Here is a 26381-nt window from a genome sequence, read left to right on the forward strand (position 1 = left end):
AAAGGCCGTATGCTACCGCATACTGGCCTTTTTCTGTTATGGAAAGTTGCACTTCAAATGCGAATCCGCCGACCTTTCCAAACGGATTCGCAATAATTCGTCCCTATTCCATCCTTTCTTATCCTCATTCCCCCGTTATTGATACAATACGAAACAGCCTGATAACAATTTCAAATATATCTGATATGGACGAAAACCTTACCTTCCTCACTCTGTTTCTGCTCGGTTTTTTCGGCGGCGGCCACTGTGTCGGAATGTGCGGCGGGTTAAGCAGCGCATTTGCCTTGCAGCTTCCGCCCAACCTAAACCGTTTCGGATTGATTGTTCTGCTGAACTTGGGACGTGTAAGCAGCTATGTCCTCATCGGCTTTCTAGTCGGCCTGATCGGGCAGGCAGGGATTTCTTTGGATAACACCCGCGTGTTGCAGCAGGGGCTGTATATCGCGGCAAACATCCTGCTGTTGCTTTTAGGGCTTTATCTGGCGGGAATTTCGACGGCGGCGACGCGCATCGAACGCATCGGCAAACCGATATGGAAGCGGCTGAATCCGTTTTTAAACAAGCTTTTGCCTATCCGTTCCGTCCCAGCCTGTTTCGGCGTAGGGATGCTCTGGGGCTGGCTGCCGTGCGGCCTGGTTTACAGCGCGTCGCTTTACGCCTTGGGCAGCGGCAGCGCGGTTCACGGCGCTTTATATATGTTGGCTTTTGCGCTCGGCACGCTGCCCAACCTTTTGGCGATGGGCATCTTTGCAGCGCAGTTGAAAACGCTTTTGCAAAAACGCAGTATCCGCCTGTTGGCAGGGTTGATGGTGGCGGCTTGGGCCTTGTGGCGGCTTTGGGTTTCGGTTTCAGGCTGGACGGCATAAAGGTCGTCTGAAAACCTGTACACAGCCATACCGCAGAATCATGTGAACAGCTTGTGAACAACTCTCCTTCCCTTTTGATTTTCCAAAATAAAAATATCATGATTAAAAAATAGGCAATACAAAATATTACCCACAACCCTCATTAGGATTGATGTGTGCATTCTGTGTAAAACTTGGATAATATTTTGAAACCTATTGAATATTTTCAGTTGATTAAAAAATAATCAATCTATTCACAACCCTCTAAAGACAAAAAAGACAGGAATAGAAATGCACACCCTTTCGGAACAAGTCCGCTTAAATGAGGCGCGCAAAAAGTTGGCAAAAAGCAGGCGTTGGGCGACGGGCTTGCTGCTTCTTGCGTGTGGGCTGTTTGCAGCCTCCGCCGTTTATGTGCGCCAATATCCTTGGTTGGGATTTGTCAAAGCGTTTGCCGAAGCGGCGATGGTGGGTGCGCTGGCGGACTGGTTTGCCGTAACCGCGCTTTTCAGACGACCCCTCGGGCTGCCGATTCCCCATACCGCGATTTTGCCGCGTAATCAGGCGCGTATCGGCGATGAATTGGGACGGTTTATCGAACATAATTTTTTACAGGGCAAACCCATCGCTATGCGCATTTACCAAGCGCAGCCCAGCGATAAATTATTGAAATGGCTGGACGGCGAAGACGTGAAATCGCATTGGCTGCCGTGGCTTTCCAAACAGATTCCGACGCTGCTTGCCATCGCCAAACCGGAACAGACGGCGCGTTTTACGGCGATGCTGTTGGAAGAACGTTACAGCGGCGAACAAATCGGCAACACGCTTGCCGACGGTTTGCGGCTGTTGAAAGCACAAGGGATGCACGAAAAAGCGTTTGAAAGCCTGCTCCGTCAGATTCGGCGTTGGCTGAAAACGCCGGAAACCCGCGAAATGTTGGAGCAGAACCTGCGCGAATGGGCGGCGAAAATCGAAGGCGGCAATCCCGGAACTTGGGACAGGCTTAAAGCGGCGGTGAAATCGACCTTGGTGGAGAAAGTCGATGATTGGGCGGCAGAAAAAGCGTTGGCATGGATAGACGGCTATTTGGCAACTGCGGACAAGCAGGACAACGCGCTGCGCCGACAATTCTTGGTGCAATACGACGAACTGACCGAACGCCTGACCACCTCGCGCCTGTGGCACCGCCGCCTGGACAAATTCAAAAAACAACTCGCGCAATCGCCTGCCCTGCAACGTCAAATCATGACCTTATGGCGCGGCATTTTGGACTGGGCGCGGGAAGATGTGGAAAAACAAGACTCTTTGTGTCAAGCGCAACTGGAAAAGCTGCTGAATCATATGCGTTCGCAAGCCCAAGCCTACCCGCAATTTATGCGGCGGGCGGATGTGCGGATTTCGCTTTTGGTTCGGGATTTTGTGATGCGCTATAAAGATAAGGCGGCTTTATTCGTCGCAGATAAAGTCAAAGGCTGGGACAGCCACCTGATGGTGGAAAAACTGGAATTGAGCGTGGGCAAGGATTTGCAATATATCCGCATCAACGGCACGCTCGTTGGCGGACTGGTCGGGCTGGTGATTTATACGGTATCGCTGTGGCTGGCGGGATAGTATAGTGGATTAACTTTAAACCAGTACGGCGTTGCCTCGCCTTAGCTCAAAGAGAACGATTCTCTAAGGTGCTGAAGCACCAAGTGAATCGGTTCCGTACTATTTGTACTGTCTGCGGCTTCGTCGCCTTGTCCTGATTTTTGTTAATCCACTATATGAAAAAGGTCGTCTGAAAACAAGGTTTCAATGAAATTTGTTTTTCAGACGACCTGTTGCTTCTAGTAGCAAACTCAATCCGCCACATCGATACACAAATATTTCAATTCCAAATATTCGTCCGCACCGTATTTGCTGCCTTCGCGTCCCAGCCCGCTGCGTTTCACGCCGCCGAACGGTGCTACTTCATTGCTGATTAAGCCGGTATTGATGCCGACCATGCCGTATTCCAAGGCTTCGCCGACGCGCCATTGGCGGGCGGTGTCGGAGGTGAAGAGGTAGGCCGCCAAACCGTATTCCGTATCGTTGGCTGCCGCGATGACTTCGGCTTCGGTTTCGAAGCGGAACACGGGGCACAACGGCCCGAAGGTTTCTTCGCGCGCCACTGCCATTTGCGCCGTTACGCCGCTTAAAACGGTCGGTTCGAAAAACGTTCTGCCCAACGCGCTGCGTTTGCCGCCGGTCAGGCAGACCGCACCTTTGGAGAGCGCGTCGGCTATGTGCTGCTCGACTTTCTCCACCGCTTTTTCCTCAATCAGCGGCCCTTGGTTCACGCCTTCATCCAGGCCGTTGCCCAATTTGAGCGCGGCCACTTTTTCACTTAATTTGCGGCAAAATTCGTCGTAAATGCCGGATTGAGCGTACACGCGGTTGGTGCAGACGCAGGTCTGACCGCTGTTGCGGAACTTGCTGGAGAGCGCACCTTCGACGGCTTTGTCCAAATCTGCATCGTCAAACACGATACACGGCGCGTTGCCGCCCAGTTCCAAACTGAGTTTTTTAATGTCCGCCGCGCTGTCGGCAAAAATTTTCGCACCGACTTCGGTCGAACCGGTAAAGCTGATTTTGCGCACGGTCGGGTTCGTGGCAAATTCATGGCTGATTTCCGAAGCGCGGCCGCTGACAACAGGAAGTAAATCCTGCGGCACGCCCGCTTCGTAAGCCAGTAGCGCCAGCGCATACGCGCTCAGAGGCGTGAGCGACGCAGGTTTGACGATCATCGCGCAGCCCACCGCCAAAGCAGGCGCGGCCTTGCGCGCAATCATTGCGGACGGAAAGTTCCACGGCGTAATCGCAGCGGTAACGCCGATGGGCTGTTTCAACACGACCAGTTTTTGCGACGCCTTCACACTTGTCAGCACATCGCCGTCAATCCGCCGCGCCTCTTCGGCAAACCAGCGCACAAACGAAGCCGCATAATCAATTTCACCACGCGCCTCAGTCAGACTTTTGCCCTGCTCCATCGTCATGATGCGCGCCAGCTCTTCTTTGTTTTCCTTAATCAAAAAATACCAGCGCCACAACACATCGGCACGCTCCAACGCAGTTTTTGCCGCCCATAATTTTTGTGCGGTCTCCGCTTTTTGAATCAGCAGCTTGAGGTCGTCTGAATGGGTTGTACGGACAAACGCCAAAGTCTCGCCCGTCGCCGGATTATCAACTTTGATGCCGTCTGGAATCGAGGAAAAAGAAATATCGGGATGGTTTAACAATGATGCAAAAGAGTTCATGCCTGCCCTCGTGTGTGTAGATGATGGATGAAGGTCATTATTCTCTTGATAGGGGAAAAGCGCAAACCGCTGAAACATTACGTCGCCGATTTTTCGACCTTGCCGTTTTATATTGAGCGAAATAGCAAAACCCGCAACTATATAAGGGTAAAATATTTGGATGTCCTTTCAAAAGTAAATTTACTTTTCCGTTTGATGCTTTTATTAAAGATTTGTCTAAACCAAAGACAAAGTATGTTATCTCTGCTATTGTGTTAACGTTTAGCACCACTTTTATCAATAATTCATATGGAGTAAACCGATGAATAAAAATACCAAGTTACTGATTTCTGCCGTTATTGCCGCTACTGCGCTGTCCGCATGTTCCAGCTCTTCCAAAGGAAAACCTGCTGCGCAACCTGCTCCTGCTCCGCAACAAGCAGCGCAACAAAACCAACCTTTCACTCCTCAAACCGTTAAAGTGGACGCTATCGACAGCACCAAAGAAGTACACTACCGCTGCGGTCAAAACGGTCAAGACCCATTGAGCGTTATGTATGGCTTCAAAGGCAACGAACCTGTTGTAGCACAAGTGAAATACAAAAACGAACTGACCCCCAACCTGTTCCGCGTCGTCGGCTCCAGCGACGATATTAATGCCTTCTGGGGCGGAAACGTCGCATGGGTGGCAGGTCGTGCCAATTTGGGCAATATCGACAAAGTGGACGGCAATATGCTGACCGTACGCGGTAAAACAACCGTTAACGGCAAAGAAGAAGTCGTTGATCAAATCGTTGCCAAATACTGCTCCGTTGCCAACGCCCCTGCCAAAGCAGGCAAACCAGCTCCTAAAAAATCTGCTGGAAAAGCAAAACGTTAATTTCTAACTCTAACCGTAGAAGTTAATCTGAGGTCGTCTGAAAATTTTCAGACGACCTTTTTGCATTTTGTGTAATTCATTACCAAGAGCGGCATAGAAGTGTCCGTCTTATACAGTCGATTACTTTCAAAGAATCACTCCCTTTAAGCCAATCTTTCCCTTCCTCTATCTGAAACAAGAAAAGCGTGTTCCTTTCCATACAGTCAAAACAATAACGCCATATTTGCATCACAACTATCAAATCAACTGCCCAAAATAAAAAAGTCGTCTGAAAACCTTTTTCCCAGTTTTCAGACGACCCCTTCAAATCACAATCATAACCATCAGACCACGACTTCTTCTTTTTTCTTCACTTCCTTCGCGATATTGTCGCGGCTCAGGCCGAACATCAGCAAGAGCGGGCTGGCGACCAATACCGAAGAGTAAATACCGAACACGATGCCGATGGTCAATGCCATTGAGAAACCGTGCAACGCTGCGCCGCCGAACACCAGCATGGAAACGACCATTGCCTCGGTCGAACCGTGGGTAATGATGGTACGGCTCATGGTGGCGGTAATCGCATTGTCGATGACTTGCGGAACGGTGTGTCCGCGCATACTCGGTTTGCGGAAGTTCTCACGGATACGGTCGAAGACGACGACGGATTCGTTCACGGAATAGCCCAATACGGCAAGGATACCCGCCAGCACGGTCAGTGAAAATTCCCATTGGAAGAAGGCGAAACAGCCCAAAATAATCACGATGTCGTGCATATTCGCGATGATGGCGGATACGGCGAAACGCCATTCAAAGCGCATCGACAGGTAAATAATGATACCTAAAACAACAAAGCCCAGTGCCATCAGACCGTTGGTTACCAATTCTTCGCCCACCTGCGGGCCGATAAATTCGACTTGGCGCAGGGTAACGTCGGGCTGCTCTTTTTTTAGCAAGTCCATAACCTGATTGGAAAGCTGCGCTGAAGTTACGCCTTCTTTGTTGGGCAGACGAATCATGATGTGTTTGTTCGTACCCAACGCTTGAACTTGAACCTCACCCATTTTCAGGGTATCGAGTTTTTCACGGGTTTTATTGACGTCCACGCCCTGCTGATATTGCACTTCCATCACGGTACCGCCGGTAAATTCGACGGAGAAGTTCAAACCTTTGGTAACGAGGAAGAATACGGCGGCAATAAAGGTTACCAACGAAATAAAGGTCGTCAGTTTGCCGTAGCTCATAAACGGGATGTCGCGTTTGATTTTAAAGAGTTCCATGTCTTACTCCTTGCCAGCCGCTGTTTCGGCTTTGGGTTTCCATACTGCGCCGATGGAAATATTCTGCAATTTGCGGCGGCGTCCGTACCATAAGTTAACCAAGGCGCGGAAGACGACGACGGATGAGTACATCGAAGTCAGGATACCCAGACAGTGTACGACGGCAAAACCGCGAACCGGGCCGGAGCCGAATACCAAGAGGGCGATACCGGCAATCAGCGAGGTCAGGTTGGAGTCAACGATGGTTGCCCATGCGTGTTGGAAACCGAGGTTGATTGCCTGTTGAGGCGGCACGCCTTCGCGCAACTCTTCACGGATACGTTCGTTAATCAATACGTTGGAGTCAATCGCCATACCCAATGTTAACGCCAATGCGGCAATACCGGGCAGCGTCAGTGTTGCCTGCATGGCAGACAAAATACCGACCAAGAACAAAATATTGGTACTCAAGGCAATGGTAGAGAAGAAGCCCATCAAGCGGTAGTAAACCACCATAAACAAGGCAACGGCGGCAAAGCCCCACAAGGTAGAGTTGAAACCTTTTTCAATGTTTTCTTTACCCAAAGACGGGCCGATGGTGCGCTCTTCCACGATTTGCATCGGTGCGGCGAGAGAACCGGCACGCAACAACAAAGAAGTATCATTGGCTTCCGCCTGCGTCATGCTACCGGAAATTTCCACACGTCCACCGGTAATGGCAGAACGGATAACCGGTGCGGTAACCACTTCGGATTTGCCTTGGTCGATCAACACCATCGCCATGCGTTTGCCGACGTTGGCGGCGGTCAATTCACCAAAAATACTGCCGCCTGCGCTATCCAAGCTCAGGCTGACGGCAGGTGCGCCCATTTGATCGAAACTGGGTTGCGCGTCATTGATATTGTCGCCTGTCAATTCAACCTGTTTGTTAATCAGCAAGGTTTCAGGATGATCGCCACCACTGGACAGCAGCTCAAACCCGCTCGGAACATTGCCTTCCAAAGCCTCGCGCACTTTGACAGGGTCGTCTTCCACCATGCGCACTTCCAAAGTTGCGGTACGGCCGATAATGTCTTTTGCTTTGGCAGTATCTTGTACACCCGGCAACTGCACAACGATGCGGTCGAGGCCGGATTGCTGGATGACAGGTTCGGCTACGCCCAACTCATTAACACGGTTATGCAAGGTGGTGATGTTTTGTTTCACCGCATCGGAGCGTACTTTGTTAATCGCTTCTTCGGATAATGTCAGCGTGATGTTATTGCCATCAGCGTTCAAATTTGCCTCAGGGAAAAGCTGACGCAGCTTAGGCATGGCTTTTTGTACGTCAGCAGCGTCCTGCATCGGGACAATCAGACCGTTTTCAATTTGACGGACGGTGCCGGTACGGATTTTTTCACGACGCATTTCACGGCGGATGTCGCCCGAATAACGTTCAAACGTTTTCTGCATCGCAGCTTTCATATCCACCTGCATAGTGAAATGAACGCCGCCGCGCAAGTCCAAACCCAAGAACATCGGGTTAGCGCCGATTTTGGCCATCCATTCGGGGCTGTCCGCCAACAGGTTGAGCGCGGTGATATAGCCATCGCCCAAAGTGTTTTCGATGACATCGCGGGCTTTAAGCTGGGTTTCAGTATCTTTGAAACGCACTTTCAGCGAGTTGTTTGCAACAAACATCCCGTCGGTCTGAATACCTGCCTGTTTCAGCGCGGCATCGACTTTGGACTGGGTCTGTTCGTTAATAACGATGGCTTGTCGGTTGGTTGATACCTGTACTGCGGGCGTTTCACCGAAAAGGTTGGGCAGCGAATACACTACGGCAACCAAAATCGTGCACGCAATCAGCAGGTATTTCCATAAAGGATAACGGTTCATGGTAAACCTTCGATTTATTATGAAGACAAACAGCCGCGCTCAGTTTTCCGAGGCGGCTCTTGGCAAAAATACGGATTACTCGGCTTTGGCGGCAATCGCGTTACGTTCCACTTCGACTTCGATTTTTGCACCTTGACCGATGTCCACTGTGAAAAACTGTTCGCCGACTTTGGTAACGCGGCCTTTGAAGCCTGCTGCCAAAACAACCTTATCACCGACTTTCAAAGCGGCAAGCATGGCTTGGTGTGCTTTGAATTTCTTTTGTTGGGGACGCATGATCAGGAAGTAGAACACCACCATAATCAGCACTAAAGGGGCAAATTGGGCCACAGTTTGATTCATAATTCGTCCATTTTCTAAGAGATTAAAATTAAGTAAAACACCGCTTGCGGCAGAAAAAGGCATTGGTACAGCCGCAAAATTAAGCTATTCTAAAGGTCGTCTGAAAAATTTCCAAGCCTTTCCCTATTTATTAACCATATTTATCATGTCAGGTCGTCTGAAAATGAAGTTTCAACGACATTTAAAACCTGACTTCTTCCCACCAACGACAGGCCCCGCGCCCTTTTCCTCATGAAAAAACTCATTCGACGACTGCGTACACGCCTACGCCGCCTTTTGGGTAAAAATGCGCGTACGGTCTGGATTTCTCATCCCGTTTTTGCGCGACATCAGCCCGGCGCGGGACATCCCGACTCGCCCGAACGCACCGCCGTTATCGAAGCCGAACTCAAACGCCAGGATATTTGGCGGCATCTGCAAACTGCCGAAGCTGAGGAAATCAGCGATGCCCGCCTCGCCTTGGTTCACCCGCGCAAATACCTGCGCTCTCTGGAAGCCTGCCAGCCCCAGCCGGACAAAATCTACCGTCTCGACGGCGACACCGTCATGAGTCATGGTTCGCTCAAAGCTGCCCGTCACGCCGCAGGCGCCGTCGTTCAGGCGGTGGACATGGTAATGAATAAGAAAGCATGGCACGCCTTTTGCGCCGTCCGCCCACCCGGACACCATGCACACAGCGATAAAGCCGGCGGTTTCTGCCTATTAAACAATGTCGCAACAGGCGTCATGCACGCTATCGCCGAATATCGGCTCCAACGTATCGCTATCATCGACTTCGACGTCCATTACGGCGACGGCACAGCGGAAATCTTCAAAGATGACCCGCGCGTCCTGTTTATGAACCTTTTTGAAACCGACCTCTTCCCATTTCCTGAAACCAACCATTCTGCCAACGGCGCCAATATGTTGCATCTGCCTTTCGCATCCAATACCGGCAGCCGCGTCTTTCGTACCACCGTACGCGAACAATGGTTGCACAAACTGACCGCATTCAAACCCGAACTGGTCTTACTGTCTGCAGGTTTCGATGGGCACAAACAAGACGAAACAGGTCGTCTGAACCTGCACGAAGCCGATTTCGCTTGGCTAACCCACAAAATCATCCAAGCCGCATCAAGCTGCCCCGGCAGAATCGTTTCCGTACTGGAAGGCGGCTACACGCTCGAACCTTTGGCGAAATCCGCCGCAGCCCATATCGGCGTCCTCGTAGGACTACCCAAGGCAGACTATGTTGCCGCCTATCAAAGACACTTGAAACGCGGGCAAAAAAGGGGAGATTTCCAGTTTTCCGAATCGCAATCTAAATTATCAAACGAAAGATTATCTGAAAATAAGATTCAAGGTTTTCAGACGACCTTTTAGCGGGTAGATTGCCCAGATTGTTGTTACCGTAAAAGGTCGTCTGAAAATCCTATCCGATCAAAAACAAACCGCCCTTTCAGGCGGTTTGTTTTCAGCTTAAACAGACGGTTATTGTTTTTTACCGCCGAATACACCGAAGGAGTTGTCACTCAAAGAACCGTTGTTGCCCGGCGTCTTATTGTAACTGTAACGCCCCGCCATTTCGGCCGCTTTGTCGCCATAGAATCCGCCGGATATAGAACCTTCGACACCGGAATTCCACTTGCCGTTAAAGCTGCTGCCTGAAATACCTGCGGTAAAGGCTTTTTCACCCATATATTTGTTATCGCCACTATTGATTTTACCTGCGATAGTCTTGGTATCGAAGTTGACATCTGCGGTAAACGAACCGGCAGTACGGTAGCCTCCTGTATTACCCACCCAGTTTTCCTTATCATCTAAGTTACGGGCACGGAAATTCAACACCTCGCCTGCGTATTTAGCCGTACCGGACGGTAGAGAGGTACTCATTACCCCCTGAACAAACAAGGAGTAGGCATTATCGGCAAGTTTTGCCGCACCGAAGACAACATTGCTCAAATTACCTGAAGCAACAAACGATTTGTAGTCCGAACCCAATTCAGTTTGATGGAGCTTGTTGGTAACAGGTGCCAAAGCGATTGCCGTACCGTTGATAATGACTTTGGTCAAGTCCGCGATATTCGATAAGATATATTGCTCGCCTGTTTCACCTTTTTTCAATTCGGCCGCAGCGGCATCACCTTTAGGTTTGGTTACGGGCGTATCGGGTTTGGCAACCGGCGCATCAGGCTGTCCGCCTGCTTGAGCTGCCGCATCTTGGCGTTTTGCACCAAACACACCGCGCGCCACTACGTCTTCATCACGTTGGTTTTTGCCTGCCGCACTATATGTACCGGCAAGTTGGTCTGCCTTCGCGCCAAAGAATCCGCCTTGCATCGTACCTTGCTTGTTGGAGAAGGTGTTGCCGTGCAAATCGCCATTGAAAGACAGATTTTCCGTCATATCGCGCGCATTGGATTTGACGACACCTGCAATCCTGTTGCCACCACTACCACCGCCAACCGTTTGATCGGAATAGCGGTTGATGCTGACATTGATGGTTTTTTGGTCGAAATTGACTTTTGCGGTAACATCGGTTGCTTTGGCGGCAGGATACAGATTGGCCAGCTTGGCTTGCGAACCGGTTTCAAAAATTTCTTGCAGATCTCTTGTATTGATCGGCAGTCCGTTTTGGAAATGCAGGCCGATGCCTTTATAGGTTGCATCCCCTCTTTGGGCTGCAACGGTATCACTGCCTGATGGCGTGCCTTGGACAAACAACGCCTGTTTCACATCACGCAGATCGCTGACATCGGCAACACCGCCGTAACGAACGTCAGGCAACAGGTCGCCGCTGTGTACCGCATATTGTGCTGCATCGGCTTTACCGCCGTTCATACTTTTTTCGCCCAACGTAAACTCACCCGCTTTAACGTCTTTGGTATTAATGGCGACACCATCAAGTACGACGCTGTTTTTATCCGAGGCAGTCGGAGCTTCGGTTTTGGCATATTCCAAATCGCCGGTATCACGTTTTTTCGCTACCAAGACACCGCCATCCAAAGCCTTGCCCATTACTTTGCCTTCGCCGCCAAAACCTTGACCTGAATTGGCCTCATTGGCTTTCTTGGCCTCTTCAGCTTTCTTGGCTTCTTCAGCTTTCTTGGCTTCTTCAGCTTTCTTGGCTTCTTCAGCTTTCTTGGCTTCTTCAGCTTTCTTAGCTTCTTCGGCTTTCTTGGCTTCTTCGGCTTTCTTAGCTTCTTCGGCTTTCTTAGCGTCTTCAGTTTGTTTTGAATCACCTCCTCCGCCCGAGCCGGAATTATTGCCCGGCTGTTGCGGGGTCGGTGCAGGCTGTGCAGACGGCGTGCCACTACCGCTTGAGCCGCATGCACTCAATGCGATGCTGCAAGCAATCGCCAACATACTTAATTTAAATGATTCCTTCATGGTAAAACTCCTGAATGTGATAATGGTATTTTGGAATGATGGTGATAAAATATTTGATAATTATTTACATCAAACCAATTAAAATATACCGCAAATGCGGATAACCAAACGGTACTAAACTTACATCAGTATGGAGGCCGTCTGAAAGCGGAATTTATGAATCCGCGTATACAGATGTGTTTCAGACGACCTCTACTTATATCGTCAAACCATTAATGACGATGCGGAACAAAGCCTTCCGGAGCTTCCGCACCTGCAGGCAGGTCAAATGTTTCGCGCAGAACGACTTTGTAGAACGCAAATGCATCTTTTGCACCTTGAATCGCTTCGGCTTCAGCTTCAGGGCTTAAACCCAAAGCATTCAGATGCTCGACAAAAGCACGCCAATGTTTGCCGCGGCCGTTCGGATGGGGAGCGAGGTGGCGCGCGCCGTGTTCGCCGGTGTAATCCAGCTTTTGCGCGTGTTTAAACAAAAATGCCGCGCCCAAATTAGAACCTTCGGCGCAATACAGCCAACCGATGGCTTTATTGCCGGTTTCATGCGGCAGCGGTTTGCCGTATTCGTAAGGTTTGTCGCCCAAATCCGCCAAGTCTTGCGTTACCGCATCGTAACGCGCCATGTATTCCAGCTCAGGAATGGCTTTGTTCAACTCGGAGTCTTTATAAATATGATCGACCGCTTTGTGGAACACGGATTGCAGTTTCAAAAATTTGATGTAATTCTCTTTGTTGGTAAACGGCTCGACAGACATAACTAAGTTGTCCACGCTATCGTGAATAGTTGTAGTCTGCTCTTTCAGCCGTTTGGCAAAAGTCAGCTCTTGTGTTTCGCTCATGTGAATATCCTTCATACAGTTTCAGACGACCTTCGGATCGCCTTTATTTAAACAAAGTGGATTGGATAGGTTTGAAAACGGATATGGGATGGAAGCGGAGGTTTGTGAGATTGAAAACCCACCAAATCTGTTTGAAAACAAACCATCGGGTTTCGTTATTTTATGAAATATTTTTTTAAAATATATATCATTCCAATTCAAATGGCAAGAGAATGATTTGCAGCTACTTGCAACTACAAGATAATAACGGACAATTTTCCACCTTCGGCAAACAAGAGATGCAGGCCTAACGGAAAATGGTTCTATAACCATAAAAAATATTGTTTACAAAGACATGACGACATCTCGGGAGACACCGCCCTTGCCTCACCTGCGTCAAAACGGCATACTTTCGCCATACTGAGCCGCAGGTCGTCTGAAACCTGCCACACTGTCAAAAAGGAAGAAACAACATGAACCCTATCCGCCCCTTCTTAGACCATACCCCGCAAATTCACGAATCCTGCCTCATCGACGAAACTTCCGTCATCATCGGCGAAGTATCGCTTGCCGAAGACGTATCCGTTTGGCCGTATGCCGTTTTGCGCGGCGACGTGAACAGCATCAGCATCGGCGCGCGCAGCAATGTACAGGACGGCAGTGTCTTGCACGTTTCGCACAAAAACGCGGAAAAGCCCGAAGGCTCACCCCTTATCATCGGCGAAGACGTAACCGTCGGACACAAAGTCATGCTGCACGGCTGCCGCATCGGTGATCGTGTGTTGATTGGGATGGGTACGATTATTCTGGACGATACCGTCATCGAAGACGACGTAATGATAGGCGCAGGCAGCTTGGTGCCGCCACGCAAACGTTTGGAAAGCGGCTATCTCTATGTCGGTTCGCCCGTCAAACAAGTCCGCCCGCTGACCGAAAAAGAAAAAGAATTTTTGAAATATTCTTCCGCGCATTATGTGCGCTTGTCCGACCAACACAAACAGTCAAAATAATTTTCAGACGACCTTATATCCCCTAAAAAAGAAAGTTTTATGCACACACTCTACCTAGCCTCCGGCAGCCCGCGCCGCCGCGAAATTCTGGAAAACTTAAGATTCAAAGTTATCCGTATCCCTGCCGACATTGACGAAACGCCGCATTCCGACGAAAAAGCCGCCGATTATGTGCAACGTATGGCGCAGGAAAAAAATGCCGCTGCTGTCGAGCAATGGTTTGCCACACACGACGCGTCGCCCGAATATCCGATCCTGACCGCCGACACTACTGTCGCCTATCAAAACCACATCCTCGGCAAACCGGAAACCGAAGCCCAAGCAGCCGAAATGCTCGCCCGGCTTTCAGGGCAGACGCATCAGGTGCTGACTGCCGTATGCGTATATTGGCAAGGGAAAACGCGCGGTGTTTTACAAACCAGCGACGTGCGTTTCAAAACCCTGTCTGCCGAAGAAATATCCGCCTATATCCGAAGCGGCGAACCGATGGACAAAGCGGGCGCGTATGGCATTCAGGGTTTGGGCGGCGTGTTTGTCGAGCATTTGCAAGGCAGCTTCACCGGCGTGATGGGCCTGCCCGTTTACGAAACGGTCGGCTTATTGGAACAATGCGGATTGAGTATTCCCTCATTTTCCTGATTTTAAATACCTTCAAACAAACATTATGAAAACATACGCCTTCCCCTTTTTATCCGCAGTATTCCTTCTTGCAGGCTGCGCTGCTTTTTCAGACAACGGCACACCTTCCATCCGCGAAGGCAACGACAGCATCCTCTCTTTCGGGAAGCTTGGCTCCGCTACGGAAGATGCGCCCGCAGGCGGCTGGGTCATGCTCGGCGATCAATACACCTATGTGTTAGACAAAGGGTCGTCTGAAAAGCTATCTCCCGTCTTTAAGGCCAAACTGAAACATCCCTACGAAATCAAGTTTGCCTCTTCTATGAAGAATATCAAAAAGGCAGGGTTTACCGTTTGGCAGGAGGATCGCAGATTCAGCACACTGCTTTGCCTGTCTTACCCCCATACTGATAAAGATGAAGAAAAAACGCTGCAAAAATTGGCGTTCACCTTCAGTAAAGGGGAAAAAACGCCATTCAAGTGCATTAACCTCGACGGCAAAATCTATCAGCCCGTCCCGGCTGCCGGTTCGGGTTTACCGCTGCACGTCAACCTCGACATTCACACCCGCTCTTCCAAGAAAAACCTGAAAATCGACGTACCTCCCCTATCCGCAGGCATACGACCCGCAATGCCGCCCGTCCGCCCGCTCCATTTTTAAGCACTATCCGCCGCACAAACCAAAAGGTCGTCTGAAAAATCTTCAGACGACCTTTTCTCAAACTAACGCTTCAAAATTTAATTAGTACCAACCGCGCAGCTTCATCGCTTTTTCAACGCGGCGGATACTCATCATATAAGACGCGGTACGCAGGTCCACGTCATACTCTTGCGCCAGATTCCAAATATCACGGAACGCGCGGCGCAGGACGACGGTTTCTTTTTCCTGAACTTCGTCAAATTCCCAGTAATAGCCTTGCAGGTTTTGCACCCATTCGAAATAAGAAACGACCACGCCGCCGCAGTTCGCCAAAATATCGGGGACGACCAACACGTCGTTTTGACGCAGGATGGCATCGGCTTCGGGCGTAGTCGGGCCGTTTGCGCCTTCGACCACGATTTTCGCGCGCACTTTGCCGGCATTTTCGGAAGTCAGTTGGTTTTCCAGCGCGCAAGGGGCGAGTACGTCCACATCCAGAGCCAAGAGTTCGGCGTTGCTGATTTCTTTGCCATAACCCGCTTCGTTGGTAATGAAGCCTTTTTCTTGGAACTCTTTGAAGAGGGCTTCCATATCCAAGCCGTTTTCGTTGTAGATGGCGACATCAACGGTGGAAACGGCAACGACTTTCGCGCCGGATTGATGCGCGTAATAGCCTGTGTGATAGCCCACATTACCGAAGCCCTGAATGGCGTAGGTTGCGCCTTTAACGTCTTTGCCGAGTTTTTCCAAAGCTTGGACGGCGGCAAAGTTCACGCCGTAACCTGTCGCTTCGGTACGCGCCAAAGAACCGCCGAATTCGACCGGTTTGCCGGTGAACACACCCGGCGCGGATTTTTTAACGACGTTTTCGTAGGCATCAACCATCCACGACATGATTTTGCCGTTGGTGTTCACATCGGGGGCGGGAATATCGATTTTCTCGCCGATGAGCGGAGAAATGGCTTCGGAATAAGCGCGTGAAATGCGTTCCAACTCTGCTTCGGAGTAATCGCGCGGATCCAAAGTAATGCCGCCTTTGCCGCCACCATAAGGAATGCCCGCAACGCAGCATTTGATGGTCATCCAAATCGATAGGGCTTTGACTTCGTCCAGATTCACATGGGGATGGAAACGCACGCCGCCTTTGTAGGGGCCGACGGCATTGTTATGTTGCGAACGGTAGCCGGTGAAGGTTTTGACCGTGCCGTCGTCGAGTTTGACGGGGAAGGTAACTTCCAAAACGCGTTGCGGGCTTTTCAGGATTTCATACACCGCAGGGTCGGCATTGAGCCGGTCGCAGGCGGTTTTGACCTGTTTGCGGGCGATTTCGAAAGGATTAAGGGTTTCTTTTGCGGCGGATTGGGACATTTCTCTTCCTTCTCATGTCGGATTGAGGTTTAAAGACTTTGCAGCTGTAACTATAACCAATTTCCAAATGAAATGTAATAGCATGTAGTCGGTATTTTCAAAGTTGATTAATTTATATATGGTTTTATTTTTCAGACGACTGAAGAGCACATTCAAACTGCTTCGTCCATCCCTTTACAGAATGTTCATATTTTCTGAACGCTCTCCAAAAACCTTTGTTTTTAAAAAAGGTCGTCTGAAAATTGAATCAGCCTGTCTTTCAAAGTCAAAGTTTCTGAAAATCAATGAAATGCCATTTCAAGCTCCAACTATATTGTTAACAATCCATCTGAAAACTACCTGTCGGGAAACAATGTTAAAATACGCGTCCCTATCATTCACGAGCAAAACACATCATGACCGCCGCCATCGAACACGTCCAAGCCGCCGCCTTTGATTTGGACGGCACATTATGCGATTCCGTCCCCGATCTTGCCGCCGCAGCCGAAGCCATGCGCGAATATCTCGACATGGAGCCGCTGCCCGCCAAAACGGTAGAAAGCTACGTCGGTGACGGCATCGGCAAACTCGTCCACCGCGTCATCACCGACGACCGCGACCAAGAAGCCGCGCCCGATTTATGGGAAAAAGGCTTCGTTTTCTACATGAAATACTACCGCGATCACTTGAGCGACTTCACCCGCCCCTACCCCGAAACCGAGGCCGGACTGGCATTGCTCAGATCGCTGGGCATCCCGCTGGTGGTCATTACCAACAAAAACGAAATCCTCGCTGTCGAACTCTTAAAACAGCTCGGACTTGCCGACTACTTCAGCCTGATTCTCGGCGGCGACAGCCTGCCCGAAAAGAAACCCAGCCCGTTGCCGCTGCAACACGCCGCTGAAGTCTTGGGCATTGATCCTTCCAACATGATTATGGTCGGCGACTCCCGCAACGACATCATCGCTGCCAAAGCCGCAGGCTGCCTCAGCGTCGGCGTAACCTTCGGCTACGGCGACATGACCCTGCTCTCACAAGACAAAGCGACCAAGCCCGACTGGATTATCGGCTCACTGCCCGAAATCTACGAAAACCTGCGACCGAAAAAAGCGGAAGACGACGAATAACTGGCATCCTTGTTTTCAGACGACCTTTATTCCTGCTTCAAAGTTCGTCTGAAAATAAAGCAGTGGAAATAAAAAGACTCGTCATTCCCGAACAAAGAGAATGACGGAATGAAAGTTTCTTATCTCTCCTCCATCCTACAACCTGCAAGTCAGATTCAAAAATCTGACCTACGAATCGACCTTTTCCAGACGACCTCTGCATGAAACCCCAAAAATCCCTGAGCGCCCGCGCGATGGACATTCTTTCCCGACAGGAAATCAGCCGTGTCGGACTCAAGCGCAAGCTCGCTCCGTATGCCGAAAGCGAAGAAGAATTGGAAAACGTGTTAAACGAATTTGCCGAACGCAACTGGCAATCCGACCAACGCTACGCCGAAGCCTACATCCACAGCAAAAGCCGCCAACACGGTTCACTGCGTCTGAAACAGGCATTGGCGCAGCAAGGCATAGACGAAACCCTCAGCCGCGAATTCATGCCCGACAAAGCACACGAACTGCAAACTGCAGTCGCCATGTTGCGCAAAAAATTCAAACAGCCCGCCGCCGATTTGAAAGACAAACAAAAACAAGCGCGTTTCCTTGCCTACCGCGGATTCGACATGGACACCATCCACGCCGCGCTCAAAAGCAGCTGGGACGAAGAAATATTCGACGCTTCTGAAGAATGGTAAGCCTGTTAACAATAAAAGGTCGTCTGAAACCTTTTTTCGGTTTCAGACGACCTTTCGATTATTTGGCTTATCCCTATTCCGTTACCGTTTTACGGATGAGTTTTTCCGCGTTGGCAAGCGTGTTTTCCACTTCGGCAAACTCGATTTTGCTGCCCGACACCAGCGCGCGCGTGTCGTTGAATACGACTTGGACTGCCCCGTCGGTTTCGGTAACGAGGACGCGCAACGGCAGTTGCAGGGCGAAGGCGGGGTCTTTTTGCATCAGCGGCGTACCGGCTTTGGGCGTGCCGAAGACGATGACTTTGGCGGGCTGCATATCCAAACCGCTTTGGCGTGCGGCGGCTTGGTGGTCGATGACGGCGAACACGGTCATGCCTTTTTCTTTAACGGCGGTTTCCAAGCGGCGGACGGTATCGTCGAAGCTGTATTTGCTGACGGCGGTATGGGTTTGATTCATGGCTGAACTTTGTCGGGAATCGGGTTGTCGGGCGGCATCGCCGCCGTGTGAAGCGCAGGCGGTCAGGGCGGCGAGGATGGCGGCTGCGGCGAAGGTGCGTATCGGTTTCATGTTTTTCCTTAGATAAAAGGTCGTCTGAAATGTTTCAGACAACCTTGTTGCTGGTTATTTCAAACCTTTTTTCACCAAGTCTTCGTAACCGCCGTGGTTGGTTACGTTGGTGTAGCCTGCTTTTTTCAACTCGGTAAGCGCGGCTTCGGCCCGGCGGCCGCTGCGGCAGTAGAGGTTGACGGGCGCGTTTTTGTCTGGGCTGACGCTTTTGATGCGTTCGACGATTTGGTCGTGCGGAATGTTGACCGAACCTTGCAGGTGGCCGGATTTGAATTCTTCTTCGGAACGTACGTCAACCCATACGCCTTTTGCTTTGGCAGGTTGCGCGCTAGCGGCTTTGGCGGCGGGCGCGGCAAAGGATACGGCGGCAGGCAGGACAAGTGCGGCAGCAGTCAGCGCGGCAGTCAGCAATTTTTTCATGGTCGTTTCTCCAAACGGTTGAACAAAAATATCAATCTAAACGGTTCGGCGGCAAAAAGCAATGCCCGTCAGCAGAAGGGTCGTCTGAAACGGGAGTTGTTTTCAGACGACCCTTTGAGACAAAATCAACGCTGTGCGTCAACCGCTTCCAAAGCACGCAGGGCATAAGTGTAGGCTGCGCCTGCGTTCAAGGAAATGGCGGTCGCCAGCGCGCCGGCGATTTCGCTTTCAGTCGCGCCCGCTTTGGCGGCTGCGGCGGCATGTACGCTGATGCAGCTTTCGCAACGGGTGGTGATAGCGACGGCGAGGGCAATCAGTTCGCGGGTTTTTGCATCCAATGCTTCGGCTGCGGCGGCTTGTTCCAGCGCGCCGTAGGCTTGAAGCATTTTCGGGTGGTTTTTACCCAGCTCGCCGAATGATTTTTTAACGTGTGCGGTGTGTTCGGGCCAATTTTGAAACATTTTGATTTCCTTTCCAATGTGTTTGATATGAAGGATGCTGCTCTTTCATGGCAAATTTCAATTTAATCCGCCATCTTTACATCCGATGAATGGCATTATTGCAATAATTTGACTATTATAATCGTCAAATCATCTCATTCACTTGCAAAAAACACTTATGGACACCTTGGACAAACTCATCGAACTGGCGCAAATCACCGGCAGCGTGGACATACAATGCCTGTTCCGCGACAAATGGTACGCCCCGCACGGACGCAGACGCGCACACGGCATCGCGCACCTTGTCGTCGCCGGAGAAAGCTACATCAAAATCGAAGGCGAACCCGAAGCACGTCTCTTGCAAACCGGCGACCTTATTTTTTTCCCGCGCAGCGCGGAACACATCATCAGCAGCGAAGCGGACTGCAACAACTGCGGCGATACCATTCATATCAGCAACGATGGCGCGTTTACCATCGAATCTTCAGGCAGCGGCGGCGAAAAAAGCCTCGATTTGTTCTGCGCCCGCTTCGAATACGACGAACACGCTGACATCATGCACGACCTGCCCGAAACCGTCCTCATCAAGATGGACCATCCCTCGCTACAATGCCTTATCTCCATGTTGCAATATGAAAGCGCGCACACGCTTTCCGGCTCGCGCGCCATCGTCAACGCCCTTTCCTCCGTACTCCTCGTCCTCATCGTCCGCGCCCATCTCGAACAAGGCGGAGAAGCGCCTTTGGGCGGCATACTCAACGGCCTGCGCGACAAACGTCTGCGCCAACTCATCCAAACCGTCGTCAGCCGCCCCGAAGACGAATGGAACATCGAAAAAATGACCGCGCTTGCCAACCTCTCCCGCGCCCAACTGATGCGCCTGTTCAAACAGCAAACCGGCATCAGCCCCCACGCCTTCGTCAACCTCATCCGCCTACGCCAAGCAGCCGTACTGCTGCGGCAAACCGCCGATTCCGTCCTGTCCGTCGCGCTGAACGTCGGTTTCCAATCCGAAACGCACTTCGGCAAAGCGTTTAAAAAACAATACGGGATTTCGCCGGGGCAGTATCGGAAAAATGCGGGAATCGGCGAAACCGATATTGAACCATCCGACGATATTTGAATCGAGAGATATAAAGGTCGTCTGAAAACCTTGATTTTAAGTTTTCAGACGACCTTTCACTTTGGTAGAGAGGACAGCCATAGGTCAGATTCTTGAATCCGACATCTCCATCTGCCACAACACCTAAAGGAAGCAGAAGCATTAAATATTCGTCGGATACAGGTATCCGAACTACACATTACCCAGTAACTGATTTTCTTCCGCAACGGAAAGACAAAAAGGTCGTCCGAAAACCTTAAATCATCAGGTTTTCAGACGACCTTTCATTTCGGCTGATTGATTAAGTCAACCCATTAAGCCTGTTTCAACTTCGCATCGGCATCACGCAACGCGGTGCGCAGACCTTCCTCGATAACGGGATGATAGAACGGCATATCCAGCATTTGCTCAACGGTCATCTTCATTTGATGCGCCCATGCCAACAGGTGCGCCAAATGTTCGGCGGCAGGGCCTAAGATTTCCGCGCCGATGAAGCGGCCGGTGGCTTTTTCGGCATACAGGCGCATATGGCCTTTGTTTACCAGCATCACGCGGCTGCGGCCTTGGTTTTTGAACGATACTTCGCCGATGACAAATTCGTCGGGTTGGTATTGCTCGGCAACCTGAGCGTATTTCAAACCTATGAAACCGATTTGCGGACTGGTGAACACCACGCCGATGGTGCTGCGGCGCAAACCGCCGCTGATATTCGGGTAGCGGCCCGCATTGTCGCCGGCAATCTTGCCTTGGTCGGCGGCTTCATGCAGCAGAGGCAGTTGGTTTGACGCATCGCCCGCGATGAAGATATGCGGAATGCTGGTCTGCATGGTCAGCCGATCCGCAACGGGTACGCCGCGCGCGTCTTTTTCGATATTGATGTTTTCCAAACCGATATTGTCAACGTTCGGACGGCGGCCTACGGCTGCCAGCATATATTCGGCAACAAATACGCCTTTTTCGCCGTCCTGCTCCCAATGGACTTCTACATTGCCGTCTGCATCGAGTTTGACCTCGGTTTTAGCATCCAAATGCAGTTTCAATTCTTCGCCGAACACGGCTTTTGCCTCGTCTGAAACGACGGGATCGGAAATGCCGCCGATAATGCCGCCCAAGCCGAAAATCTCGACTTTCACGCCCAAACGGTGCAATGCCTGACCCAGTTCCAAACCGATAACGCCCGGTCCGAACACGGCAACGCTCTTAGGCAGCGTATCCCATGAGAAAACGTCGTCGTTGATAATCAAACGATCACCCAAAGACTGCCATTGCGGAAGGATGACGGGGCGCGAACCGGTAGCAATCACGAAACTTTTTGCCGTGATTTGGGTATGGTCGTCGATTTGGACGGTATGCTCGTCGATAAATTTAGCTGAACCCATAATGCGCTTGTCGGCAGGCCACTCTTCCACATCGGCAACGACAAAGCCGACAAAACGGTCGCGCTCGGATTTGACGCGGTGCATCACTTCTTCGCCGTTGACGACAATGCTGTCTTTGTCCAAATGCACGCCGAACGGGTCAGTATGCAATGCGTGATGGCGCGCCTCTGCGGCGGCAATCAAGAGTTTGGAAGGCATACAGCCCACGCGCGCGCAGGTTGTGCCGAACACATTGTTTTCAATCAGGTAAACATTATCCGAATGTAAACGGGCATTGCGAAACGCGCCCATGCCGGCAGTACCGCCGCCGATTACGACGACATCTGCTTGAATTTTTTTCATAATCTTTGTCCTTTTTTTGTTGAGCGTCCGAAGCGGTATCAGCGTGAAGCGTATCAGGTTTTCAGACGACCTATTTAATAAACTATCAAAAATAAAAAATCGATAGCTATTTTTAAAATATTGATTTAAAACAATAATCTCAAATTCTACTTGTAAATATAGAGCTATTCAGAACGACCGTGTAGCGTATCGTCTGAATAACTCTATTTCTCTGTTCAGACGGTTTTGTTCAAGCCGTCTTAAGCATACAGGCAATTAGTTTTTAGCCAAGTAAGCTTCCAAGTCTTCGCTGCCGCCGATGTATTTACCGCCGATGAATACTTGAGGAGCAGTCATCTTGCCGGTAATAGCGCGTACGGAAGTAACAGTTGCATCTTTGCCCAATACGATTTCTTCGTAAGACAGACCTTTGTCTTCCAGAGCTTTTTTAGCTTTAGCGCAGAATTGGCAGCCGGGTTTGGTGAAGATGGCAACAGACTCTTGAGCTTTCCAGTCAGGAGCAATGTATTTCAACATAGTGTCAGCGTCAGACACTTTGAAAGGATCGCCTGGTTCTTCAGGTTCGATAAACATTTTTTCAACCACGCCGTCGTTAACCAGCATGGAGTAACGCCAAGAGCGTTTACCGAAGCCCAAGTCTTCTTTGTCAACCAACATGCCCATTCCTTCAGTGAATTCACCGTTGCCATCAGGGATCATGTAGATGTTGTTGGCTTCTTCTTCAGCAGCCCAAGCGTTCATTACGAAAGTGTCGTTTACAGATACGCAGTAGATAGCGTCAACACCGTTTTCTTTGAACGCGCCAAACAATTCGTTGTAGCGTGGCAGGTGAGAAGAAGAGCAAGTTGGAGTAAATGCGCCAGGCAGAGAGAACACGACTACTTTTTTGCCTTTGAACAAATCATCAGTAGAAACATCTTTCCAAGTGTCGCCAACGCGAGTGTGGAATACTACGGAAGGTACTTTTTGACCGGTACGATCTTGCAAAGCCATTTTGGATCTCCTTGAAATTTTAGGTTTAGGGAATGATACGAGTGAATGCATACATTCTAGCGCAGGAAGTTTGATTTGTATAATTTATAGTTCAAATAATATTAATTACCTGAAGCTATGAAAATCAATCTGCGAGCGTTTCAATCAAATAGAGGTCGTCTGAAAGAAAACAAGCCCCTAGCTTAAAATTATTTTTCGGAATCGTGTGCATCGGACAATACGACTTCGCGGATACTGCTTTCTACTTTATCTTTCAACATAAAGCGGTCTTCGTCTTTGCCGGTACGAATCGGGGCGGCAAAATCGATACGGATACGCAGCTTTTTCATGGAAACGATGCGCCAGAGCGAGCGCACCAAATCGACTTGCGCATAAGACGGAATCGTCGTCCTTTTTCCTGCATCATCATAATAGCGCAGCGTAACCGCCTGAACAGGCGCGTCGGCATCGATGGCGGATTGGAAGAGCGCGGCTTTAAACGACAGAATATCCAAACCCAAAGAAGTCCGCGCCTCAGGGAAAAAGCTGACATTCTGCCCTACTTTCAACGCGGCACAAATGGCTTGGTTAATCGGCTCGACATCGCGACGGGAATTGCGGTTGATAAACACCGTGCCTGCGTTTTGCCCCATTTTACCCAACACCGGCCAGTTTTTAATCTCTTGCTTGGCGATAAAGCTGCTCGGATACACCGCGCTCATGGCAAAAATATCCAGCCAAGACACATGATTTGCCGCCACCAAAGCACCATTCACATTATCAGCGGGCGGCGTGCCGATTTCCAATTCGATATCCAAGGCTTCCAGCGCGCCTTTGCCCAGCGTAATGACCGCATGATCTCGTTCGGCAGGGTTGCCGGCATCGATACGGCGCAAATGCTTTCCGGTTCGGAACAGCCATCCCGCCAGGCGGAACAACCTGCCCAAACGGGTAAAAAACGGTGCTTTTCGTGAGTGCATAACTGTTTTTCTTTTCGTCTTAAATGTGTATCAAATCATAGTAATAAAGTTTTCAGACGACCTGAATTATTGAAGGGGTCGTCTGAAAACAGGTTCAAACATTATTTCTGGCAGTTCGGACAATAAAACGTCCCGCGCTGCCCCAGAACTTCCTTCTGTACCAAACCGCCGCAACGGACGCAGGGTTCGTTGTGTCTGCCGTACACCGTATATTCCTGCTGGAAATAGCCGCTTTTACCGTCGCTGTTAACGAAGTCGCGCAACGTGCTGCCGCCGGTTTCAATCGCGCGCTGCAACACCGCTTTAATCGTTTCCACCAAGACGGCGCATTCTTTTTTCTTAACCTTGTCCGCAGGACGGTGTGGCGATATGCCCGATTTAAACAGGCTTTCGTTCGCATAAATATTGCCCACGCCGACCACGACGGCATTGTCCATCAGAGCCAGTTTGACCGCGCGTTTTTGCGTTTTGAGCTTTTGATACAGATAATCGGCGGAAAAGTCGTCTGAAAGCGGCTCAGGGCCTAGTTTTTCAAGAAGCGGATGATGTTCCGCAATGCCTTCATACCACAAAATCGCGCCGAACTTACGCGGGTCGTGATAGCGCAACACCGTTCCGTCCGCAAACACAATGTCCGCATGGTCGTGTTTGTCGGGATGGTCAATCCGCGCATCGCCGTCCGTAAAAATCCGCAGACTGCCCGACATGCCCAAATGAATCAACAAAATACCCGTTGCAAAACCTATAACCAAATATTTCGCCCGCCGACGGCAGCTCAACACCTCCTGCCCTGCCAAAAGCTCCGCCAACTGCGGATTGACCTGCCAGCGCAGCTTGGTTTGGCGCAACACGACATCCGCCACCTTTTTACCTTGAATATGCGGGCTGATACCGCGCAACGTCGTTTCCACTTCAGGCAATTCCGGCATTTTTCTTTATCCTCAAGCTAATACAATCAACATCGCCTTTTTCAGACGACCTAAGATTCTACCGATACCAAAGCGGCCTGACAATTTGCAACCAAACGGCTTTACAGGCAGAAAGCAGCAAATTCAAGGCAGGATGACAAATATAGAAGAGGCTATTTTTATGGAGTCAAACCTACCGTTTTCAAATATAGTGGATTAACTTTAAACCAGTACGGCGTTGCCTCGCCTTGCCGTACTATTTGTACTGTCTGCGGCTTCGTCGCCTTGTCCTGATTTAAATTTAATCCACTATATTCAGCCTCGAAAGGTCGTCTGAAAACCAGTCATGCCGGTTTTACCAATGCCGCATTTCTCAATCCGAAATCCGCGCCGCACCCAAAGCCACCGTCTGCGTTCCCAATATTTTTTCAAACTCCGGCAACGGCGTAACCCCCGCCATACGCTTGACCAAAACCAAGCCGTACACCGCCGCGCACTGCGGCCACCACCTGTCCCCCGCCTTCTCCATAAAACGCCAAAACCGCAGCCCCTTTTGCGAATTCACAGCAGGCAGGTACACCATAAACTTTCCGAATTCCACCTCAAAATCCAAATCCGCCAACTGCTGCCTCAAAGCGGACAAAGTCAGGCAATGCTCCTTTTTAGGCAAGCGCGTTCCATCAAACCACCTGCTGAAAAACCACAAAGATTTCGGATTAAATCCCGTCAAAACCAACCGCCCTTCAGGTTTCAACACCCTGGACGCTTCATGCAGCACTTGCGTCAGCGCGGCAGTTTCATGACTGTGCGGCATCAGCAGCACATCAATAGAATGGCTCTCCCAAGCCATAGCGTCCGCCGCCATCAATACATCACGCGGCACGGCAACCACGTTTTCAGACGACCTCAGCCATTCGCCACCTTGTTGGACGACGGTCTGAACACCGCAAGGCGCAAACCGCTCCAAGTAATGCCCAAAAAACTGCTTTTCCCGCTCCGCCGTATAGCGGCCGATAATAGTCCGTTCAAACCATTCTTCCATCACCCTGCCCTTTCAAAATGCTGCACCCCGCATTATAACGGCATGCTGCGGCAGACCAAACCGCCCTCTCCTGTTTTACACTTTGGAAAGACAGAAAAAGGTCGTCTGAAAAGATTGAACTGCACCCCAAAAGTTGGACATCCCCTCCAACTCACAAGGTGCAGTTTTTTTATGAGCAAATATACATTACA

Annotated in this window: 25 protein-coding genes and 1 pseudogene; 10 read left to right on the forward strand and 16 right to left on the reverse strand. The window is 50.4% G+C overall.

Going from position 1 to position 26381, the window contains the following annotated elements:
• Window positions 1–185 precede the first annotated feature (185 nt).
• Entirely contained in the window at window positions 186–866 is a 681-nt protein-coding gene (locus AC5M9B_RS10195) for a sulfite exporter TauE/SafE family protein (protein ID WP_487648611.1), read from the forward strand.
• A 270-nt stretch (window positions 867–1136) separates the two neighbouring features.
• Window positions 1137–2456, forward strand: coding sequence for a DUF445 domain-containing protein (locus AC5M9B_RS10200; RefSeq protein WP_487648612.1), 1320 nt, complete (start codon window positions 1137–1139; stop codon window positions 2454–2456).
• A 230-nt stretch (window positions 2457–2686) separates the two neighbouring features.
• On the opposite strand, the gene AC5M9B_RS10205 is transcribed toward AC5M9B_RS10200, so the two are convergent.
• A complete protein-coding gene (locus tag AC5M9B_RS10205) occupies window positions 2687–4123 on the reverse strand; it encodes an NAD-dependent succinate-semialdehyde dehydrogenase (protein ID WP_487648613.1) in 1437 nt (478 codons plus the stop codon).
• A 301-nt stretch (window positions 4124–4424) separates the two neighbouring features.
• Here AC5M9B_RS10205 and AC5M9B_RS10210 point away from each other — a divergent pair, with 301 nt between their 5' ends.
• Window positions 4425–4982 (forward strand): ACP-like domain-containing protein, encoded by a 558-nt coding sequence (locus AC5M9B_RS10210; protein WP_487648614.1) that lies wholly within the window; start codon window positions 4425–4427, stop codon window positions 4980–4982.
• Between the two features lie 323 nt (window positions 4983–5305).
• Here the strand turns inward: AC5M9B_RS10210 and secF are convergent, their stop codons facing one another.
• From secF to yajC, 3 genes are all read right to left on the reverse strand, one after another.
• A complete protein-coding gene (gene secF, locus AC5M9B_RS10215; RefSeq protein ID WP_101810312.1) occupies window positions 5306–6241 on the reverse strand; it encodes a protein translocase subunit SecF in 936 nt (311 codons plus the stop codon).
• 3 nt (window positions 6242–6244) lie between these two features.
• Window positions 6245–8098, reverse strand: coding sequence for a protein translocase subunit SecD (gene secD, locus AC5M9B_RS10220; protein ID WP_487648615.1), 1854 nt, complete (start codon window positions 8096–8098; stop codon window positions 6245–6247).
• Window positions 8099–8173: 75 nt separating this feature from the next.
• Window positions 8174–8440 carry a preprotein translocase subunit YajC gene (gene yajC / locus AC5M9B_RS10225; protein WP_019270848.1) on the reverse strand — a complete coding sequence of 89 codons (267 nt, stop codon included), beginning with the start codon at window positions 8438–8440 and terminating at the stop codon, window positions 8174–8176.
• A 231-nt stretch (window positions 8441–8671) separates the two neighbouring features.
• Here yajC and AC5M9B_RS10230 point away from each other — a divergent pair, with 231 nt between their 5' ends.
• Window positions 8672–9802: a histone deacetylase family protein gene (locus tag AC5M9B_RS10230; protein WP_487648616.1), complete on the forward strand. Its 1131-nt coding sequence runs from the start codon at window positions 8672–8674 to the stop codon at window positions 9800–9802.
• A 108-nt stretch (window positions 9803–9910) separates the two neighbouring features.
• Here the strand turns inward: AC5M9B_RS10230 and AC5M9B_RS10235 are convergent, their stop codons facing one another.
• Window positions 9911–11809 (reverse strand): transferrin-binding protein-like solute binding protein, encoded by a 1899-nt coding sequence (locus tag AC5M9B_RS10235; RefSeq protein ID WP_487648617.1) that lies wholly within the window; start codon window positions 11807–11809, stop codon window positions 9911–9913.
• 212 nt (window positions 11810–12021) lie between these two features.
• Window positions 12022–12645, reverse strand: a complete 624-nt coding sequence (locus AC5M9B_RS10240; protein WP_070461566.1) for a biliverdin-producing heme oxygenase — start codon at window positions 12643–12645, stop codon at window positions 12022–12024.
• Window positions 12646–13097: 452 nt separating this feature from the next.
• On the opposite strand from AC5M9B_RS10240, the gene AC5M9B_RS10245 reads away from it, so the two are divergent.
• Genes AC5M9B_RS10245 through AC5M9B_RS10255 form a run of 3 tightly spaced genes read left to right on the forward strand, consistent with a single transcriptional unit; the run spans window position 13098 to window position 14913 of the window.
• A complete protein-coding gene (locus AC5M9B_RS10245) occupies window positions 13098–13634 on the forward strand; it encodes a gamma carbonic anhydrase family protein (RefSeq protein WP_487648618.1) in 537 nt (178 codons plus the stop codon).
• Window positions 13635–13673: 39 nt separating this feature from the next.
• Window positions 13674–14273, forward strand: a complete 600-nt coding sequence (locus AC5M9B_RS10250) for a Maf family protein (RefSeq protein ID WP_487648619.1) — start codon at window positions 13674–13676, stop codon at window positions 14271–14273.
• Between the two features lie 25 nt (window positions 14274–14298).
• Window positions 14299–14913 (forward strand): YidX family protein, encoded by a 615-nt coding sequence (locus AC5M9B_RS10255; protein WP_487648620.1) that lies wholly within the window; start codon window positions 14299–14301, stop codon window positions 14911–14913.
• A gap of 81 nt (window positions 14914–14994) precedes the next feature.
• Here AC5M9B_RS10255 and AC5M9B_RS10260 read toward each other — a convergent pair whose 3' ends face one another.
• The gene (locus tag AC5M9B_RS10260; RefSeq protein ID WP_487648621.1) at window positions 14995–16260 is read right to left on the reverse strand and encodes a Glu/Leu/Phe/Val family dehydrogenase; all 1266 of its coding nucleotides are present in this window, start codon (window positions 16258–16260) and stop codon (window positions 14995–14997) included.
• A 395-nt stretch (window positions 16261–16655) separates the two neighbouring features.
• Here AC5M9B_RS10260 and AC5M9B_RS10265 point away from each other — a divergent pair, with 395 nt between their 5' ends.
• The gene (locus tag AC5M9B_RS10265) at window positions 16656–17366 is read left to right on the forward strand and encodes a phosphoglycolate phosphatase (RefSeq protein WP_101810318.1); all 711 of its coding nucleotides are present in this window, start codon (window positions 16656–16658) and stop codon (window positions 17364–17366) included.
• A gap of 200 nt (window positions 17367–17566) precedes the next feature.
• On the forward strand, window positions 17567–18037 hold the full coding sequence (gene recX / locus AC5M9B_RS10270; RefSeq protein WP_487648622.1) for a recombination regulator RecX: 471 nt from the start codon (window positions 17567–17569) through the stop codon (window positions 18035–18037).
• Between the two features lie 73 nt (window positions 18038–18110).
• On the opposite strand, the gene AC5M9B_RS10275 is transcribed toward recX, so the two are convergent.
• The 3 genes from AC5M9B_RS10275 to AC5M9B_RS10285 all read right to left on the reverse strand — a co-directional run bounded on the left by AC5M9B_RS10275 (window position 18111) and on the right by AC5M9B_RS10285 (window position 19486).
• The gene (locus AC5M9B_RS10275) at window positions 18111–18605 is read right to left on the reverse strand and encodes a DUF302 domain-containing protein (protein WP_019270856.1); all 495 of its coding nucleotides are present in this window, start codon (window positions 18603–18605) and stop codon (window positions 18111–18113) included.
• A gap of 54 nt (window positions 18606–18659) precedes the next feature.
• Window positions 18660–19025, reverse strand: coding sequence for a rhodanese-like domain-containing protein (locus AC5M9B_RS10280; protein ID WP_487648623.1), 366 nt, complete (start codon window positions 19023–19025; stop codon window positions 18660–18662).
• A 125-nt stretch (window positions 19026–19150) separates the two neighbouring features.
• A complete protein-coding gene (locus AC5M9B_RS10285; RefSeq protein WP_003756322.1) occupies window positions 19151–19486 on the reverse strand; it encodes a carboxymuconolactone decarboxylase family protein in 336 nt (111 codons plus the stop codon).
• Between the two features lie 157 nt (window positions 19487–19643).
• On the opposite strand from AC5M9B_RS10285, the gene AC5M9B_RS10290 reads away from it, so the two are divergent.
• Complete coding sequence (locus AC5M9B_RS10290; protein ID WP_487648624.1) at window positions 19644–20588, forward strand: helix-turn-helix transcriptional regulator; 945 nt, start codon at window positions 19644–19646, stop codon at window positions 20586–20588.
• 293 nt (window positions 20589–20881) lie between these two features.
• Here the strand turns inward: AC5M9B_RS10290 and AC5M9B_RS10295 are convergent, their stop codons facing one another.
• From AC5M9B_RS10295 to AC5M9B_RS10320, 6 genes and pseudogenes are all read right to left on the reverse strand, one after another.
• Window positions 20882–22288: a dihydrolipoyl dehydrogenase gene (locus AC5M9B_RS10295; RefSeq protein ID WP_487648625.1), complete on the reverse strand. Its 1407-nt coding sequence runs from the start codon at window positions 22286–22288 to the stop codon at window positions 20882–20884.
• Between the two features lie 255 nt (window positions 22289–22543).
• Entirely contained in the window at window positions 22544–23281 is a 738-nt protein-coding gene (locus AC5M9B_RS10300) for a redoxin family protein (protein ID WP_070654625.1), read from the reverse strand.
• A gap of 188 nt (window positions 23282–23469) precedes the next feature.
• Entirely contained in the window at window positions 23470–24240 is a 771-nt protein-coding gene (locus AC5M9B_RS10305) for a 1-acylglycerol-3-phosphate O-acyltransferase (RefSeq protein WP_487648626.1), read from the reverse strand.
• A 101-nt stretch (window positions 24241–24341) separates the two neighbouring features.
• Entirely contained in the window at window positions 24342–25169 is an 828-nt protein-coding gene (mutM, locus tag AC5M9B_RS10310; protein ID WP_070654629.1) for a bifunctional DNA-formamidopyrimidine glycosylase/DNA-(apurinic or apyrimidinic site) lyase, read from the reverse strand.
• A gap of 182 nt (window positions 25170–25351) precedes the next feature.
• A pseudogene (locus AC5M9B_RS10315) lies at window positions 25352–25471 on the reverse strand (IS5/IS1182 family transposase); the annotation flags it as partial.
• Between the two features lie 50 nt (window positions 25472–25521).
• A complete protein-coding gene (locus tag AC5M9B_RS10320; RefSeq protein WP_487648627.1) occupies window positions 25522–26190 on the reverse strand; it encodes a class I SAM-dependent methyltransferase in 669 nt (222 codons plus the stop codon).
• Window positions 26191–26381: the final 191 nt, after the last annotated feature.

The sequence above is a fragment of the Neisseria flava genome, from assembly GCF_982712965.1.

Excerpts from the sequence above, each read along its gene's own strand:
- AC5M9B_RS10195 (WP_487648611.1), top strand. The coding sequence starts at position 186 with ATGGACGAAAACCTTACCTTCCTCACTCTGTTTCTGCTCGGTTTTTTC.
- AC5M9B_RS10200 (WP_487648612.1), top strand. The coding sequence starts at position 1,137 with ATGCACACCCTTTCGGAACAAGTCCGCTTAAATGAGGCGCGCAAAAAG.
- AC5M9B_RS10205 (WP_487648613.1), bottom strand. The coding sequence starts at position 4,123 with ATGAACTCTTTTGCATCATTGTTAAACCATCCCGATATTTCTTTTTCC.
- AC5M9B_RS10210 (WP_487648614.1), top strand. The coding sequence starts at position 4,425 with ATGAATAAAAATACCAAGTTACTGATTTCTGCCGTTATTGCCGCTACT.
- secF (WP_101810312.1), bottom strand. The coding sequence starts at position 6,241 with ATGGAACTCTTTAAAATCAAACGCGACATCCCGTTTATGAGCTACGGC.
- secD (WP_487648615.1), bottom strand. The coding sequence starts at position 8,098 with ATGAACCGTTATCCTTTATGGAAATACCTGCTGATTGCGTGCACGATT.
- yajC (WP_019270848.1), bottom strand. The coding sequence starts at position 8,440 with ATGAATCAAACTGTGGCCCAATTTGCCCCTTTAGTGCTGATTATGGTG.
- AC5M9B_RS10230 (WP_487648616.1), top strand. The coding sequence starts at position 8,672 with ATGAAAAAACTCATTCGACGACTGCGTACACGCCTACGCCGCCTTTTG.
- AC5M9B_RS10235 (WP_487648617.1), bottom strand. The coding sequence starts at position 11,809 with ATGAAGGAATCATTTAAATTAAGTATGTTGGCGATTGCTTGCAGCATC.
- AC5M9B_RS10240 (WP_070461566.1), bottom strand. The coding sequence starts at position 12,645 with ATGAGCGAAACACAAGAGCTGACTTTTGCCAAACGGCTGAAAGAGCAG.
- AC5M9B_RS10245 (WP_487648618.1), top strand. The coding sequence starts at position 13,098 with ATGAACCCTATCCGCCCCTTCTTAGACCATACCCCGCAAATTCACGAA.
- AC5M9B_RS10250 (WP_487648619.1), top strand. The coding sequence starts at position 13,674 with ATGCACACACTCTACCTAGCCTCCGGCAGCCCGCGCCGCCGCGAAATT.
- AC5M9B_RS10255 (WP_487648620.1), top strand. The coding sequence starts at position 14,299 with ATGAAAACATACGCCTTCCCCTTTTTATCCGCAGTATTCCTTCTTGCA.
- AC5M9B_RS10260 (WP_487648621.1), bottom strand. The coding sequence starts at position 16,260 with ATGTCCCAATCCGCCGCAAAAGAAACCCTTAATCCTTTCGAAATCGCC.
- AC5M9B_RS10265 (WP_101810318.1), top strand. The coding sequence starts at position 16,656 with ATGACCGCCGCCATCGAACACGTCCAAGCCGCCGCCTTTGATTTGGAC.
- recX (WP_487648622.1), top strand. The coding sequence starts at position 17,567 with ATGAAACCCCAAAAATCCCTGAGCGCCCGCGCGATGGACATTCTTTCC.
- AC5M9B_RS10275 (WP_019270856.1), bottom strand. The coding sequence starts at position 18,605 with ATGAAACCGATACGCACCTTCGCCGCAGCCGCCATCCTCGCCGCCCTG.
- AC5M9B_RS10280 (WP_487648623.1), bottom strand. The coding sequence starts at position 19,025 with ATGAAAAAATTGCTGACTGCCGCGCTGACTGCTGCCGCACTTGTCCTG.
- AC5M9B_RS10285 (WP_003756322.1), bottom strand. The coding sequence starts at position 19,486 with ATGTTTCAAAATTGGCCCGAACACACCGCACACGTTAAAAAATCATTC.
- AC5M9B_RS10290 (WP_487648624.1), top strand. The coding sequence starts at position 19,644 with ATGGACACCTTGGACAAACTCATCGAACTGGCGCAAATCACCGGCAGC.
- AC5M9B_RS10295 (WP_487648625.1), bottom strand. The coding sequence starts at position 22,288 with ATGAAAAAAATTCAAGCAGATGTCGTCGTAATCGGCGGCGGTACTGCC.
- AC5M9B_RS10300 (WP_070654625.1), bottom strand. The coding sequence starts at position 23,281 with ATGGCTTTGCAAGATCGTACCGGTCAAAAAGTACCTTCCGTAGTATTC.
- AC5M9B_RS10305 (WP_487648626.1), bottom strand. The coding sequence starts at position 24,240 with ATGCACTCACGAAAAGCACCGTTTTTTACCCGTTTGGGCAGGTTGTTC.
- mutM (WP_070654629.1), bottom strand. The coding sequence starts at position 25,169 with ATGCCGGAATTGCCTGAAGTGGAAACGACGTTGCGCGGTATCAGCCCG.
- AC5M9B_RS10320 (WP_487648627.1), bottom strand. The coding sequence starts at position 26,190 with ATGGAAGAATGGTTTGAACGGACTATTATCGGCCGCTATACGGCGGAG.